Source organism: Phaeobacter sp. JH20_02 (genome assembly GCF_048056915.1).
Classification (GTDB): domain Bacteria; phylum Pseudomonadota; class Alphaproteobacteria; order Rhodobacterales; family Rhodobacteraceae; genus Phaeobacter; species Phaeobacter bryozoorum.
The window spans coordinates 1-13715 of sequence record NZ_JAYMVP010000014.1 but is presented as its reverse complement, the minus strand read 5'-3'; the positions used below and the strand labels follow the sequence as shown (position 1 = coordinate 13715).

The following is a 13715-nucleotide window of genomic DNA, read 5'->3' as shown; positions in this document are numbered from 1 at the left end:
AGAGCCCGGAAAGGAACACGGACAATGAAATTCCAACTTGCCATCAACCTGGAGCGGATCGACGACAGTCTCGACATGAACGATGTCGCGCGTCACACGCTTGAAATGGTGCAAATGGCCGAAGAGGGCGGTTTCGACATCGTCTGGGCCGCTGAACATCACGCCATCGAGATGACGATCGCGCCGAACCCCTTCCAGATCCTGACTTGGTGGGCCGGAGAGACCAGCAAGATCAGGCTGGGCACAGCTGTGGCGACGGCGGCCTATTGGCACCCGATCAACCTCGCGGGCGAGGCGGCGTTTCTTGACCTGATCAGCGGCGGGCGGCTGGAATTCGGCATCGGTTCGGGCGCCTATCAGCGCGAGTTCGACCGGATGAAACCGGGGCTGAAACAGTCCGATGCCTGGCGCTATATGCAGGAGATGCTGCCAGCGGTGCGCGCGCTATGGCAGGGCGATTATGCCCATGACGGCGAATTCTGGCAGTTCCCGACCTCGACCTCGGTGCCCAAGCCGGTGCAGGCCGACATGCCGGTCTGGGTCGCCGCGCGTTCACCCATCACCTATGACTATGCCGTGCGCAACCGCTGCCATATCAACTGCTGGCCCTTGACCCGGCCCTTTGCCGAGGCAGAGCTTTACAAGCGGCAGTTGGATGAGGCCATCGCCAAGGCCGATAACGGCTGGTCGCCGCGTTTCGCGCTGATGCGTCATGCCTGCATCTATGACAATGCCACCGACCGCCAGCAGGCGCTGGACGCCATCCGGCGCCTGTTGTCACAATTCGAGAACCTGTTCCGAAATGCCGGTGACGTCGTCAACGGTTTCCCCGCCGCGCTGCCGTTAGACCAGATTGCGGGCCGCGAGCAATACGACCCCGAGATGCTGGAAGAGAACCTGATGTTCGGCTTGCCTGAAACCGCCATCGGTAAACTGAAGCGGTACGAGGACCTGGGCGTGAACGAGTTCATCTACTACGCCTCGATGGGGTTGGATCATGACGCGCAGAAACGATCGCTCAAGATGTTCTGCAATGAAGTCATGCCGGAATTCCGGTAATGGAGGATACCCCGATGAGTGAGGGCGTCAGCACCCGCCGTGACGGCCATGTTCTTGAGGTCACGCTGTCGCGCGGCAAGGTCAACGCCATCGACGTGCCAACCAGCCAGGCGCTGGCGGCGGCGTTTCAGGAATTGCACGAGGACAAGGAATTGCGCTGTGCGATCCTGACCGGAGGAGGCGACAAGATCTTCAGCGCGGGCTGGGATCTGAAGGCGCTGAACGCAGGCGAGATGCAGCTTGATAACTGGTGGGAGAGCGACGACTACGGCTTTGGCGGATTTACCGGCCTGACCGAAAACTGGGCGCTGAACAAGCCGGTGATCGCCGCGATCAACGGGTTGGCCATCGGCGGCGGGTTTGAGATGGCGATGGCCTGTGACCTGCTGATCGCCGCCGATCATGTGGAGTTTGGCCTGCCGGAAATGCCGCTGGGAATCGTGCCGGACGCAGGCGCGCTGCAACGTCTGCCGCGGCGCATTCCGCACAACATCGCGATGGAGATGTTCCTGCTGGGCCGCCGCATGTCTGCGTCCGAGGCCGCCCACTATGGACTGGTCAACAAGGTCGTACCCCACGACCAACTGATGGATGCGGCCCGCGAATGGGCGGCCTCGATCGCCTGGTCGGCACCGCTGGCCATGCAGTCGGTGAAAGAGGTTCAGCGCGAGATCGAATGCGTTCCTCTGGAACAGGCGTTCCACAAGATGCGCACCGACCCGATGCCGACCTATCGCAAGATGCTGAAATCCGATGATGCGGCCGAAGGCGTGGCCGCCTTCGTCGAGAAACGCGAACCGAGGTTCAAGGGCGAATGATGTATCCAGATCCTACCACCATCACTCGTGTCACCAGCATCGGTGGCGGTCCCATCGGTGGCGGCTGGGCCGCGCATTTCCTGGCGCGCGGCTATGACGTCACCAGCTATTTGCACGACCCGGCAGAGGAGGGGGCGTTTCGCACCATCCTTGATACCGCCTGGATCAGCCTGACCGCACTGGGCCTGGCACCAGGTGCCTCGCTCGACCGGTTGCGCGTCGTCCATGACCTCGATGCGGCGGTCGAGGGGGCGGGGTTCATCCAGGAAAGCGCGCCCGAGAATCTGGCGATGAAACAGGCGCTCTATCATCAACTGGGGCGCATCGTGCCCGAGACGGTGGTGATCGGCTCCTCGACCTCGGGCCTGATGATGACCGACATTCAGGCCAACTGCGAAACACCCGGGCGCACGGTGATCGGGCATCCGTTCAACCCGCCCTATCTGCTGCCGCTGGTTGAGATCGTCGGCGGCGAGAGAACCGACCCGGCGGCGGTAGAGTGGGCCGGTGAATTCTATCGCGTCGCGGGCAAGGCGCCGCTGATGATGAAAAAGGAGATCCCCGGTTTCGTGGCGACGCGGCTGCAAGAGGCGCTGTGGCGCGAGGCGCTGCACATGGTCGCCAATGGCGAGGCCACGCCCGAGGATATCGACATCGCGCTGATTAACGGACCGGCGCCGCGCATGGTCAGCCAGGGGCAATGCATGGCGTTTCACGTCGCCTGCGGCGCGGGTGGCATGGCCACCAATCTGGACCAGTTCGGCCCGGCGCTGAAACTGCCCTGGACCCGGCTTCAGGCGCCCGAACTGACACAAGAGTTGCGCGACCGCATGGTCGATGGCTGCAACGCCATCGCCGGTGACCGGCATTTTGCCGACATGGCGGCCCAGCGTGACCGCGAGATCGTCGCCGTGCTCAATGCTCTTCGCGCGGCGCGAGAGGCGCGCTAGCGCGCTTCTCAACCGAATTCAGCGCGTGCAGAAAATCCGACAAGGTGCCGGGCCAGGTCGGGGCCGCTTCGTTCGAGGGCCAGGCCTCGCGATAGTCCGACGGCCGCCGACCGAAGAACTTGCTGAACGAATACGAGAAATGCGAGAGTGTGTTGAAACCGGAGGCGGTGGCGATTTCGCGCACGCTGAGTTCTGTGGCGATCAGCAGGACGCGCGCATTCTGCAATCGGCGCAGCAGGCCGAACTGAACCACCGTGCAGCCCACATGTTTCTTGAACTGCCGCTCAAGCTGGCGTTGTGATACGTCCAGTGCGTCGGCGATTTCGGGCACGGTCAGCGGCTCTTCGATGTTGCGCTCGATCAGGGTCATCGCCTGCCGCACCAGCGGCAGGATAGACTCGGTCCCGCGTCCCATGGTCCGGCGTTGCGAGGACGATCCCTTGCGGATCGGATTGTGCAGCATCTGGTCCGCGATCTCTCCCGAGAAACTGGCCCCGTGCGACTGCTCGATCAGCCGTAGCATCAGATCGACGCCAGCCATGCCACCGGCACAGGTCAGGATCCGCCCGTCGATGGTAAATAGCTGTTCCACAACGGAAATCTGGTCGAACTTCTCCTGAAATCCGTTGATCCAGGACCAATGGGTCGTGGCCTCCTTGCCATCCATCAGCCCGGCACGGGCGACCAGATAGCAGCCAAGTTCGACCGCGCAGATGCGCTCGCCCTGGCGGGCGCGCTTGCGCAACCAAGAGGTTAGCGCCTTGTTCTGATAATGCTCACCCCCCCAACTGGCCAGGACAAAGACCTGATCCGCTGGCGCGGTCTTGTCCGGCTCGACATCCAGATGCACGCGTATGCCATTGCTGGCGCCCAGGCTCAGCCCGTCGAACGAGGTCACCTCCCACGAGAACAGCCGCTCGGAAGACAGGTAATTCCCGATCCGCATGGTTTCGATCATCGTGATCAGGGTCGTCAGGTTGAACCGCGGCACCACCACGAAAACCGAATGGACCTGGCCTTTGCCCTGCGGGGGCGGCAAGTCGAGCTGCATGATGTTTCCTGCGGTTACCTTTTCTTGCACCCTATCAATGTTTTTCGACACCTGCACCCGAAATGCGGCGAATAATCGACAGTTTTTAAGAAGATCCGGCCAGCAAACTGGAAAAAACAACAGGGATAAAATCGCATGAACAACGAAGTCGTGCTGACCTGCGCCGTTACCGGCGCCGGGGACACAACCGGCAAAAGCCCGCATGTCCCGGTCACACCCAAGGCGATTGCCGAGGCGGCGATCGAGGCCGCCAAGGCGGGCGCGGCCATCGTCCATATCCATGCCCGCGACCCGGAAACCGGACAGGGTTCGCGCGATCCGAAACTGTTCAAGGAGATCGTCGACCGCGTGCGCGACAGCGGCACCGACGTGGTGATCAACCTGACCGCCGGGATGGGGGGCGACTGGATCTCTGACGCCGCCAACCCGGCCATGCCCGGACCGGGCACCGATATGATCGGCCCCGAGGCGCGACTGGCCCATATCGAGGAATGCCGCCCCGATATCTGTTCGCTGGACTGCGGGACGCTGAATTTCTCGGACACCGACATGATCTACATCTCGACCCCGCCGACGCTGCGCCGGATGGCGGCGCTGGTGCAGGAATGGGGGGTGAAGCCCGAACTGGAGGTCTTCGACCTGGGCCATATCCGTTTTGCCAAGGCGATGATCGCCGAGGGCCTGATCGACGCGCCGCCGATGTTCCAATTGTGCCTGGGCATCCCCTGGGGCGCGGATCAGGATGTCGAAACCATGGTGGCGATGAAGTCTCAGCTGCCGGCGGGGGCCAGCTGGGCCAGTTTCGGCATCGGGCGCGGCCAGATGCCGATGGCCGCCGCCGCCGTGGCGCTGGGTGGGAATGTCCGCGTCGGGCTGGAGGACAACATCTATCTCGATCGCGGTGTTCTGGCGACCAACGGCCAATTGGTGACCCGTGCGCGCGAGATCATCGAGCGCATGGGCGCGCGTTTGCTGACGCCGAATGAAGCCCGTACCAAGCTGAAACTGCGCGGGGCGGAGGCGTAGATGGCCGACGCGTTCTCTGGCGGCAGTCTGCGGATCGCGGGCGTGTCGAAATATTTCGGCACGTTCCGGGCGGTCAACGAGGTCAATCTGGAGATCCGCAAGGGAGAGTTCCTGACCCTGCTTGGCCCTTCGGGCTCGGGCAAGACGACGCTGTTGATGATGATCGCGGGGTTTCTGGACATCACCAGCGGTGACATCGCGCTGGACGGAAGCTCGATTGCCAATGTGCCGGCGGAAAAACGCAACTTCGGGATGGTGTTCCAGGGCTATGCCCTGTTCCCGCATATGACGGTACGCGACAATATCGGCTATGCGCTGAGCGTGCGCAAACGGCCCGAGGCCGAGATCCGGGCCCGTGTCGACGAGATGCTGGAGCTGGTGCAGCTGCAGGATTTCGCCAACCGCAAGCCCGGCCAGCTATCGGGGGGGCAACAGCAGCGGGTGGCGCTGGCGCGGGCGCTGTGTTTCGCGCCGCCGGTCCTGCTGCTGGACGAGCCGCTGGGCGCGCTCGACAAGAAATTGCGGGTCGAGGTGCAGGAACAGCTCAAGGACATTCACCGCCGGATCGGCACGACCTTTATCTATGTCACCCATGACCAGGAAGAGGCGCTGTCGATGTCTGACCGCATCGTCATCATGCGTGACGGCGCCATCGAACAGGTGGGCTCTCCGAAAGAGCTTTATGAACGGCCCGCAACCCGTTTTGCCGCCAGTTTCCTGGGCAAGTCGAACTTTGTTCAGCAGAACGGCCGGCCCCATGCGTTGCGCCCGGAGAAGATCGACATTCACCTCGGCACCGGTCATCCGCAGGCCCGGCGTCAGGGAACCATCACCAGCATCACCTATTTCGGGTCGATGCAGCGGATCATCGTCGAGACTGACGAAGCGGAACAGATCGAGGTCGACATCGATGTCTGGCGCAACCGCCAACAGCTGCACGAGGGCGAAGCCGTAGAGCTGAGCTGGCAGGACGAGGCGGCCGTGGAACTGAACGAAAGCTAAATGAGCACCCCAAGAGCGCCGTTCAAGGCGTCGCAACAATCGCCCGGCATGGCCTTGGGCATCTGACAAGGAGGACGAAATGCAAGACAAGCAATTCATGAAGGAAATGCTTACCGAAAGCGTCCATGCCTATAAGGCGGGACGCATGGACCGGCGCACCTTTCTGGCGCTTTGCGGTGCCTCGGGTGTCGCCATGAACGCCGTGATGGCGGGCGACGCGCAAGCGGCAGCGAATGAGATCGTCATGTGGAACTGGGGCGGCCAGTCCGAGGAATGCCATGGCAAGGCCATTGGCGAACCCTTCACGGCTGAAACCGGCATGCCGCTGAAGTTCGACACGTCGGGCCCCCTGCAGGGCAAGATCAAGGAGATGGTCGACAGCGGCAACGTCACCGCCGATGTCTGCGACGCCGACCTCTTCGACGCCGTGGCGCTTGGGCCGTCGGGCCATCTGGAAGCCATTGACTACGACATCGTCTCGAAGGACCGGACGCTGCCGCAGTATGCCCTGGAACACGGTGTTTCGATCATCCTTTACGGCTATGCCTTCGTCTATGACACCGAGGCTTACGGCGACAACCCGCCGAACAGCTGGGCGGATTTCTTCGACACGGCAAAGTTCCCCGGCAAACGCTCGCTTTACAAATGGGCGAACGGGGCGCTGGAAGGCGCGCTGCTGGCCGACGGGGTTTCCAAGGACGCGCTCTATCCGCTCGACATGGACCGGGCGCTGGCCAAGATCAAATCGATCAAGGATGACAGCCTTTATTGGGGCTCCGGCTCCGAGGCGCATTCGATGGTTGTCAACGGTGAGGTCTCGATGGGCATGGTCTGGCAGAACCGTGGCCGCAACATCGAGAACGACACCGATGGCCGCTTCAAGCTGGTGATGAACGAGGCCCTCGCCATGCCCGGCGCCTATATCGTGCCGAAGGGCAATCCGGCGGGCCGCGAGGCGGTGATGAAGTTCATCGCCACGGCACAAAGCGTTCCGGCGCAGCTCACGATCCTGGACTGCCTTGGCATGACCCCCTCCAACCCCGAGGCCTTTGCCCAGATCCCCGAGGACCAGCAACCCTATGCGATCACCTCGGCAATGAACATCGCCAACATCGTCTACAACGATCCGACCTGGTGGGGCGAAAACGGCGGCGATGCCGTGAACGCCTTCCTCGACGCGATCAGCTAGAACCCTTGGGCCACGCCCGCCGCCAATTGGCGGGCGTGGCCGCTCGGAACACGGACATGAACGCAGTGTTAAGACAAATCCATCCCGGCTGGTTCATCATAGCACCGCTTCTGGTGCTTGTGATTGCGCTATATCTCGGCCCGATCCTGAACATCATGTGGCTGAGTGTGACCGATCCCGAACCGGGACTTGGCAACTATCGCAAACTTTATGAAAGCGACTCGCTGCTGCGGATCGTCTGGACCACCCTGCGTATCTGCGTGATCACGACTGTCTTCAGCGTGACATTGGGCTATTCCATCGCCTATGCGATGGTGCACTGCCACCAGCGGCAGAAGAACTACATGCTGACACTCTTGTTGGTCTCGTTCTGGATTTCGATCCTGGTGCGGACCTTTTCCTGGCTGATGCTGCTGGGCAACCGGGGGCTGGTCAACAGCACATTGGAGTCACTTGGTCTGATCTCAGCCCCGATCGCCTTCATGCGCAACGAGTTGGGGGTGCTGATCGGCATGGTGCACTACATGATCCCCTATGCTGTGCTGCCGCTGCTTGTGAGTATGCAATCTCTGGACAGCCGGGTCATGGATGCCTCGCGCAATCTCGGTGCCAGCGGCAGCCAGACCTTTCGGCGCATCTACCTGCCGCTGACCCTGCCCGGAATTGTTGCCTCGACCCTGCTGGTTTTCATCCTCAGCCTCGGGTTCTATGTCACTCCGGCAGTGCTGGGCGGGGGCAAGGTCTTGATGGTGGCCGAGTACATCTCGGTCCAGCTGCTCGTCACCCTGAAATGGGGCACGGCTGCGATGCTGGCGGCGCTGATGCTGACCGGAGTTCTCGCCCTGCTTTGGATCATGTCGCGTTTCATGAAGCTTAGCACGGTCTTCGGAGGCAGCACACGATGAGACCGGGTCTTTTTTCCCAGTTCAACCGTGCCGGTGCCTGGGTCCTGCTGCTGTTTCTGGTAACCCCGGCCCTGATCGCCATCCCGGTCTCGCTGACGCCCAAGCGGTTTCTGTCGATGCCCAAGGACGAACTGTCGCTTCGGCATTTCCAGAACCTGTTCACCAGCGAGGAATGGCTCACGAGCTTCTTCCAGAGCGGGGTCATCGCGCTGTCGACCTCGGTGCTGGCCACCTTTCTGGGCACGCTCTGCGCCATTGGCCTGTGGCGGGTTTCGTCGAAATACAGCGAACTTGTGCGCGCCTTCCTCTTGCTACCGCTGATCATTCCCCAGATCATCTCGGCCATGGCCTTCTACCGGCTCTGGATCCCACTCGGCCTCTTGGACAGCTATCCCGGCCTGATCCTGGCCCATACGATCCTGGCCGCACCCATGGTCCTGATCACGGTCAGCGCTTCGCTGGCCACTTTCGATCCCAGGCTGGAACAGGCGTCCAAGAACCTCGGCGCGTCGAACTGGACAACGATGCGGCGGGTCATCCTGCCCTCGGTCCGGCCCGGGGTTTTTGCCGGCGCGCTTTTTGCCTTCATCCTGAGCTGGGACGAGATTGTCGTTACGCTCTTCATCTCCAAGTTCAGCGTCTACACGCTGCCGCGCCGCATGTGGAACGGCATCCGTGAAAATACCGACCCGACCGTGGCCGCCGCGGCCGTGGTCCTGATCGCGATCACGGCCATCGCCTTTGTCGTTTCGGCCATATTGTCGCGGCGCAATGCCGGCGGAAGCAGAAGCTGAGAAAGGTTCCGAAATGAACATGGAAACCAGCCACGAACACGAATTGCTGACCGCCACGGTCCGCAAGTTCGTGGAAACCGAGATGATGCCGCACGAGGACGAGGTCGACCGCCTGGGCTATGTGCCCGAAGAGATCGGCCGGCGGATCGAGGCGCGTTCGCAAGAACTTGGCCTTTTTGCCTGCAACCTGCCTGAAGAGGTTGGCGGCGGCGGTCTTGAACTGTCGACACAGCGCATCATCGAGCAAGAATACGGCCGGACCTCCCATGCCCTGCACAGCTGGGCCGCCCGCCCGACCGAGATCCTGTTGGCCTGCGATGGCGACCAGCGCGAGAAATACCTGCTGCCCTGCGTGCGCGGCGAGAAACGCGAATTGTTCGCCCTGACCGAGCCCGACGCCGGGTCGGATGCGATGGGCATGAAATCGAACGCCCGCCGTGTTGGCGGCGACTGGATCCTGAACGGCTCCAAGCATTTCATCTCGGGCCCCAGCATGCCCGATTTCGCCATCGTCTTTGCCGCCACCGGTGCCGATGACACCCCGCGCGGGCCACGCAAGCGCGTCACCGCCTTTCTGGTCGATGTGGGCACCCCGGGTTTCGTCTGTCGCGAGGGCACAAGATCGGTCAGCTATCGCGGCTACAAGACATTCGAGCTGCATTTCGACAATGTCCGCCTCGGCCCCGGCCAGATCCTGGGCGAAGAGGGCAGGGGGTTCGAGATCGCCGGGCAATGGCTGGGCATGGGGCGCATCTGGGTCGGGGCGTCCTGCTGCGGCAAGGCCGAGCGCATTCTGGACATGGCGACCGAATGGGCCGCCAATCGCCGCCAGTTCGGCCAGCCGATCGGTTCGTTCCAGGCGACCGGGTTCCGGCTGGCGGACGGGGCGATGAACCTGCGCGCGGCCAACCTGATGGTGACCGATGCGGTTGCCCGCCACCAATCGGGCCGGATGGCCGATCAGGACGCGGCGATGGTCAAGGTCTTCTGCTCGGAAATGCTGGGCCGGATCGCTGATGACGCGGTGCAGATCTTCGGCGGCATGGGTCTGATGGAAGAATTGCCGGTCCAGCGGCTCTGGCGCGACAGCCGGCTGGAACGGATCTGGGACGGCACCAGCGAGATCCAGCGCCATATCATCACCCGTTCGATGCTGAGGCCACTTGGTGCATGAGACCGGCGCAGCGTGAGAATTTCCGGCGCCTTCTGACACCGCGCCATATTGCCTTCATCGGTGGGCGTGATGCGGCAATTGCCATTCGCGAGGCGCGCAGGCGCGGCTTTGCTGGGCAGATGTGGGCGGTAAACCCCAAACGTGACACGCTGGAAGGCGTGGCTTGCGTTCCCACCATCGCCGATCTGCCCGAGGCCCCCGATGCGGTCTATCTGGCCATTCCCGCCGCCGCTGTTACAGGCGCGCTGGGGCAGTTATCGGCGATGGGTGTGGGCGGTGTGGTCTGCTTCTCCGCCGGGTTCAAGGAAACCGGCGATGCGGCCGCCGAACGGGCGCTGATCGCCGCGGCGGGCGACATGGCGCTGATCGGGCCCAATTGCTATGGGTTGATCAACTATGTGGGCAGTTCGGCGCTGTGGTCGTTTGAACATGGCGGCTGGTCGCCGGGATATGGTGCGGCCATCATCACCCAATCGGGCATGTTCTCGTCCGATATCACCATGAGCCAGCGCTCGCTGCCGATGGCCTATATGGTGTCGGCGGGCAATCAGGCGGTTCTGGGGCAAGAGGATTTTCTGGACGCTTTTGCGAGTGACCCGGCGGTGCGCGCCATCGGCCTGCATATCGAGGGTTTGCAGGATGTCGCCCGGTTCGAGCGCGCAGCACTGCGAGCGCTGGATAGCGGTGTGCCGGTCGTGGCGCTGAAATCCGGCAGTTCCCGGATCGGTGCCGCGCTGACGATCAGCCATACCGGCTCGCTGTCCGGAGCGAACGAGCTTTACGAGGCGCTCTTTGCCCGCTGCGGCGTGATCTCGGTCAGCAACCCGTCGCAGTTTCTTGAAACGCTCAAGCTCTTGTGCGTGACCGGCGCGCCGCGCGGTGCGCGGGTTGCGGGGTTCACCTGTTCGGGCGGTGGGGCCACGATGCTGGCCGATCACGCCGAAAAGATCGGGCTCAGCTTTCCGGCCATTGAGGGCGCGGATCGCGCCGGGCTGGAGACCCTGCTGCCCGAGATTGCCACAGTGTCCAATCCGCTGGACTACACCACGCCGATCTGGGGCCAGTCTGAACACACCTATCCGGTGTTTTCCCGAACACTGGAAGCGTTAGCGCCCGATTTCACGGTTCTGGTACAAGATTACCCCGCCGCTGGGCTGGACGATTCAAAGGTGTTCTATCTGAACGACGCCGGAGCCTTTGCCCGCGCCGCCAGCGAACAACAGATTCCCGCCGCGATCCTGGCCACCATTCCCGAGAACATGGATGCAGGGACCCGCCGGATGCTGATCGAGCAGGGCGTCGCCCCGATGCAGGGCATTCACGAGGCTCTGAACGCCATCCGTGACGCGGCAGGCTGGAGCGCGGCGCGAGCGCGCATCCTGTCCGCAAGGCCCGCGCCACTGCTGCCACCGCAGGCCCCAGCCAACTTGGTTGGGCAGACCGAAGATATCGGCAAGGACTGGCTGCGCGGGTCAGGGGGTGCGGTGCCCGAGGGCCGTGCCGTTACCGCCCGCGAGGTGGCGGGCGCGGCAGCGGAAATCGGTTTTCCGGTCGCGCTCAAGATGATGAGCCCGCGCCTGGCCCACAAGACCGAGGCCGGGGCCGTCGCGCTGAACCTTGCCAACCCGGCCGAGTTGCAAGCGGCGCTTGCGCAAATGCCCGGCGCGGTCGCTGCCTATGACCCGGATGCGGTCACCGACCGTTTCCTGGTCGAGGCGATGTCGCCGCCCCCGCTGGCCGAGCTGATCCTGACCCTGCGGCGCGACCCGCAGTTCGGGCATGCGCTGGTGCTTGGCAGCGGCGGCGTTCTGGTCGAGCTTCTGGGCGATGCGGTGACGCTGCTTCTGCCTTGCAGCGTCGAGGAGGTGCAGCGCGGGCTTGCGGGGTTGCGCCTGGCACCGCTACTATGCGGTTATCGGGGGCGTCCGTCCACCGATCTGACAGAGGTCGCTGGCGCCATTCACGCCCTGTCGGATGCCTATCTGCAAGACTGCGCCGAGATCGCCGAGGTCGAGATCAACCCGCTTTTCATCTATCCTGACCGGGTGGTGGCCATCGACGTGCTTTTGCATCGCGTGGCCAGGGACTAGCCATGCACGCGCGCGTTCCAAACCCCGATCTGGCCGTCGATGACAGCAACAAGCAACGCTGGAACCGCCCCGCCCATCGCCGCCACGGGTTCCATAACGCACACCGCCTGTTCCGGCGCGCGCTGATGGTGCGGTCGCGCAACGTGCTGCCGTTGGCGCCGTCCCCGATCGACCTGCCGGCGGCCCTGCCGGAACTGCGGGCGCTGCTGGCGCATCCCGCTTTTTCCGCCTTTTGCTGCCTGCGCGGCGGCACTCTGATCTTCGAGGCCGCGGCGGGCGATTTCAGCCCCACCGCGCCGCATTCGATCCAATCGGTGACCAAGCTGCATATCCACCTGATCTTTGGCCACTTGCTGGAGCAGGAACTGGTATCGCTCGATGCCCCGGTCTCGGACTACCTGCCGGACATCGGCACTGGCTATGCAGACGCCCCGGTGGGGGCCTTGCTGGACATGGCGGTGCGCAATGACTTTTCCGAGGACTATTCAGACCCTCTATCGGATTGTTATACCGAGGAAATCGCGCTTGGCTGGCGGCTGCCACCCGAGGGCGCGCCCGAGCCGAGCCTGGCCCAGTTCGCCGCTGGGATCACCGGGTTCAGGCCCGGCCCGCCACCCGCCTTTGCCGAATACAAATCGGCCAATACCGATGTTCTGACCCTGATCGCGGCGGCGGTGTCGCCGGTGCCGCTGGCCAGGCTGGTCGAGGAAATCGCCGACGCGGCGGGCTATGAGGGCGCGTTTCACATCAGCCTCAGCCCCGAACAGCTGCCCGCATTTTCCGGTGGCGGCTGCCTGAGCGCGCGCGATCTTGCGCGGTTCGGTCTGCTGTTTGCGGGGAAATCGGGCGACGGGCCGTATCCGAACGCCGGTTACCTGCGGTATTGCTTGGCGCGTGCAGCGCCAAGCCTGAAACCGCCACGCGACTGGCTGCGTTACTCCGGCCATTTGATGACAAACGGACGCCTGTTGGGTCATGCCGGTTATGGCGGGCAGTTCCTGCTTGTCGATACAGACACCGGAACCTCGTGCGCGCTGCTCAGCGTCCTGGAAAACGATGCGGGCTATGATGACGAGTACATGTCGCAGGCAGCGTTTTGCTTGAGACGTGTTTGCGAGTTTTTGACCTATGCGCATTGTCAGAAAAATTTAGCTTGAACCAAGACGGTTCGACAATCCGCTTGAGGCCCACGCAGCCGAGCCAATTTTGGCCACCGGCTATGTGTACGCCAAGCTTTGACCTGCGACCGGTTTCATCCTCCAGTTTGAGGTAGTGTCGCGTAGCCCTTATTTAGGGTCATCCTCAATTTGTGTGGCACCACTATCCTGAGACTGGAAAATTCAGGAGGGATAGTCATGATTTCGAAGCACCACTGGTCGCCCGGGAGCGATGTTTCGGTTCAAAGCGTTGAGCGAAGTGAATCCGGCGGGTGGATTGTATCGGGCAGTCTGACACCAAACGGCATCTGCCCAGACTGTGGATTGCATTCACCACGACGTCACGGCTGGCGGCGTCGACGGCTGCAGGATTATCCCGCGCATGGAGACGAGGTAACGGTTGATCTCGCGGTTTGTCGTTGGCGATGCTTGGCGCCCGCTTGCCCGCGCCGGACTTTCTCGGACCAGATCGCCTCGATTGCGCGTCCTTTTGCGCGCCG

At 62.9% G+C, this 13715-nt stretch carries 13 protein-coding genes; 12 read left to right on the top strand and 1 reads right to left on the bottom strand.

The annotated features are described in order from the left end of the window. Positions 1 to 24 precede the first annotated feature (24 nt). Genes VWY34_RS03725 through VWY34_RS03715 form a run of 3 tightly spaced genes read left to right on the top strand, consistent with a single transcriptional unit; the run spans position 25 to position 2827 of the window. The gene (locus tag VWY34_RS03725; protein ID WP_416535711.1) at positions 25 to 1059 is read left to right on the top strand and encodes an LLM class flavin-dependent oxidoreductase; all 1035 of its coding nucleotides are present in this window, start codon (positions 25 to 27) and stop codon (positions 1057 to 1059) included. Positions 1060 to 1073: 14 nt separating this feature from the next. Further along, positions 1074 to 1877 carry a carnitinyl-CoA dehydratase gene (locus VWY34_RS03720; protein WP_416535710.1) on the top strand — a complete coding sequence of 268 codons (804 nt, stop codon included), beginning with the start codon at positions 1074 to 1076 and terminating at the stop codon, positions 1875 to 1877. Continuing rightward, positions 1877 to 2827, top strand: coding sequence for a 3-hydroxyacyl-CoA dehydrogenase NAD-binding domain-containing protein (locus tag VWY34_RS03715; protein ID WP_416535709.1), 951 nt, complete (start codon positions 1877 to 1879; stop codon positions 2825 to 2827). The genes VWY34_RS03720 and VWY34_RS03715 overlap by 1 nt, the downstream gene beginning before the upstream one ends. Here the strand turns inward: VWY34_RS03715 and VWY34_RS03710 are convergent. Further along, positions 2793 to 3878, bottom strand: coding sequence for a GlxA family transcriptional regulator (locus VWY34_RS03710; protein WP_416535708.1), 1086 nt, complete (start codon positions 3876 to 3878; stop codon positions 2793 to 2795). The genes VWY34_RS03715 and VWY34_RS03710 overlap by 35 nt on opposite strands. A 135-nt stretch (positions 3879 to 4013) precedes the next feature. Between VWY34_RS03710 and VWY34_RS03705 the strand changes: the two genes are divergently transcribed. The 9 genes from VWY34_RS03705 to VWY34_RS03665 all read left to right on the top strand — a co-directional run. Then, positions 4014 to 4904 (top strand): 3-keto-5-aminohexanoate cleavage protein, encoded by an 891-nt coding sequence (locus VWY34_RS03705; RefSeq protein WP_416535707.1) that lies wholly within the window; start codon positions 4014 to 4016, stop codon positions 4902 to 4904. Further along, positions 4905 to 5906 carry an ABC transporter ATP-binding protein gene (locus tag VWY34_RS03700; protein WP_416535706.1) on the top strand — a complete coding sequence of 334 codons (1002 nt, stop codon included), beginning with the start codon at positions 4905 to 4907 and terminating at the stop codon, positions 5904 to 5906. It abuts the gene before it with no gap. Between the two features lie 79 nt (positions 5907 to 5985). After that, positions 5986 to 7095, top strand: coding sequence for an extracellular solute-binding protein (locus tag VWY34_RS03695; RefSeq protein WP_416535705.1), 1110 nt, complete (start codon positions 5986 to 5988; stop codon positions 7093 to 7095). A 56-nt stretch (positions 7096 to 7151) separates the two neighbouring features. Next, positions 7152 to 8000 carry an ABC transporter permease gene (locus tag VWY34_RS03690; RefSeq protein ID WP_416535704.1) on the top strand — a complete coding sequence of 283 codons (849 nt, stop codon included), beginning with the start codon at positions 7152 to 7154 and terminating at the stop codon, positions 7998 to 8000. Next, complete coding sequence (locus VWY34_RS03685; RefSeq protein WP_416535703.1) at positions 7997 to 8794, top strand: ABC transporter permease; 798 nt, start codon at positions 7997 to 7999, stop codon at positions 8792 to 8794. Before VWY34_RS03690 ends, VWY34_RS03685 begins: the two co-directional genes overlap by 4 nt. Before the next feature lie 13 nt (positions 8795 to 8807). Further along, on the top strand, positions 8808 to 9968 hold the full coding sequence (locus VWY34_RS03680; protein ID WP_416535702.1) for an acyl-CoA dehydrogenase family protein: 1161 nt from the start codon (positions 8808 to 8810) through the stop codon (positions 9966 to 9968). Continuing rightward, positions 9965 to 12058: an acetate--CoA ligase family protein gene (locus VWY34_RS03675; RefSeq protein ID WP_416535701.1), complete on the top strand. Its 2094-nt coding sequence runs from the start codon at positions 9965 to 9967 to the stop codon at positions 12056 to 12058. The genes VWY34_RS03680 and VWY34_RS03675 overlap by 4 nt, the downstream gene beginning before the upstream one ends. A 2-nt stretch (positions 12059 to 12060) precedes the next feature. Further along, on the top strand, positions 12061 to 13215 hold the full coding sequence (locus VWY34_RS03670; protein ID WP_416535700.1) for a serine hydrolase domain-containing protein: 1155 nt from the start codon (positions 12061 to 12063) through the stop codon (positions 13213 to 13215). A 198-nt stretch (positions 13216 to 13413) separates the two neighbouring features. Next, on the top strand, positions 13414 to 13715 hold a 302-nt coding region (locus VWY34_RS03665), incomplete at its 3' end, for a transposase family protein (RefSeq protein WP_416535699.1).

What these genes read in the sequence shown, in the direction of transcription:
- VWY34_RS03705 (WP_416535707.1), top strand. Translation starts at nt 4,014, where the DNA reads ATGAACAACGAAGTCGTGCTGACCTGCGCCGTTACCGGCGCCGGGGAC.
- VWY34_RS03725 (WP_416535711.1), top strand. Translation starts at nt 25, where the DNA reads ATGAAATTCCAACTTGCCATCAACCTGGAGCGGATCGACGACAGTCTC.
- VWY34_RS03715 (WP_416535709.1), top strand. Translation starts at nt 1,877, where the DNA reads ATGTATCCAGATCCTACCACCATCACTCGTGTCACCAGCATCGGTGGC.
- VWY34_RS03675 (WP_416535701.1), top strand. Translation starts at nt 9,965, where the DNA reads ATGAGACCGGCGCAGCGTGAGAATTTCCGGCGCCTTCTGACACCGCGC.
- VWY34_RS03720 (WP_416535710.1), top strand. Translation starts at nt 1,074, where the DNA reads ATGAGTGAGGGCGTCAGCACCCGCCGTGACGGCCATGTTCTTGAGGTC.
- VWY34_RS03690 (WP_416535704.1), top strand. Translation starts at nt 7,152, where the DNA reads ATGAACGCAGTGTTAAGACAAATCCATCCCGGCTGGTTCATCATAGCA.
- VWY34_RS03670 (WP_416535700.1), top strand. Translation starts at nt 12,061, where the DNA reads ATGCACGCGCGCGTTCCAAACCCCGATCTGGCCGTCGATGACAGCAAC.
- VWY34_RS03700 (WP_416535706.1), top strand. Translation starts at nt 4,905, where the DNA reads ATGGCCGACGCGTTCTCTGGCGGCAGTCTGCGGATCGCGGGCGTGTCG.
- VWY34_RS03695 (WP_416535705.1), top strand. Translation starts at nt 5,986, where the DNA reads ATGCAAGACAAGCAATTCATGAAGGAAATGCTTACCGAAAGCGTCCAT.
- VWY34_RS03710 (WP_416535708.1), bottom strand. Translation starts at nt 3,878, where the DNA reads ATGCAGCTCGACTTGCCGCCCCCGCAGGGCAAAGGCCAGGTCCATTCG.
- VWY34_RS03685 (WP_416535703.1), top strand. Translation starts at nt 7,997, where the DNA reads ATGAGACCGGGTCTTTTTTCCCAGTTCAACCGTGCCGGTGCCTGGGTC.
- VWY34_RS03680 (WP_416535702.1), top strand. Translation starts at nt 8,808, where the DNA reads ATGAACATGGAAACCAGCCACGAACACGAATTGCTGACCGCCACGGTC.